This window comes from Paenalcaligenes sp. Me52, from assembly GCF_050487965.1.
Classification (GTDB): Bacteria; Pseudomonadota; Gammaproteobacteria; order Burkholderiales; family Burkholderiaceae_B; genus Paenalcaligenes.
Window position 1 is genome coordinate 1 of sequence record NZ_JBKQFO010000062.1, and the last position, 534, is coordinate 534.

The 534-nt window shown below is 55.2% G+C and carries 2 protein-coding genes; one reads left to right on the forward strand and one right to left on the reverse strand.

Annotated features, from left to right (window positions below):
* Positions 1-193 (reverse strand): YjbF family lipoprotein (locus ACLO87_RS16990; RefSeq protein WP_198643067.1); only part of this gene is annotated, 193 nt, incomplete at its 3' end.
* An 81-nt stretch (positions 194-274) separates the two neighbouring features.
* Here ACLO87_RS16990 and ACLO87_RS16995 point away from each other — a divergent pair.
* On the forward strand, positions 275-534 hold a 260-nt coding region (locus tag ACLO87_RS16995; protein ID WP_430224370.1), incomplete at its 3' end, for a hypothetical protein.

The window sequence follows — 534 nt, forward strand, 5'->3', positions numbered from 1 at the left end:
CCACAAATAACTGCGGCCCGCCATTAAGCTGCATGTACTGGCTGGCGTAGGGCATATTTTGAATATCATCGTCCGTCAGCTGTACGCCTGGCGTGCCGAACAGACTGTCCCACAGTGAATTGCCCAGCTCTTTAGTCGTGGCTGAACAGGCCTGTAATAGCAGGCAGATAAGAATGAGTGCTGGTCGCTTCACGACTCTTCTCCAGAGGGGCAGAATAACCACACCGGAGTGTGGTTATGGTTAATCCCCTTCATACTTCAAGCTTCAGATGCGATGACTCGAATTATTTTGGGGATACATACTTTATTACTGGGTACTGGTGGTCGTGGTTGTGGTGGTCCCGGTATTAGAACCATCACCGCCACCGGTTGCCGCGAGCGCGACACCCACCGCCGAGCTTACGGTGCTGACGCTGGTCGCGGAGGAACTCCCCGCCGAAACCGACGTTGCTGCCGATCCTGCCGCTTCGCCCACCTGTACAGGTGCAGCCCACGCAGAAGTCGCCGCAAGCGCAGATATGGCAAAAATGCCAT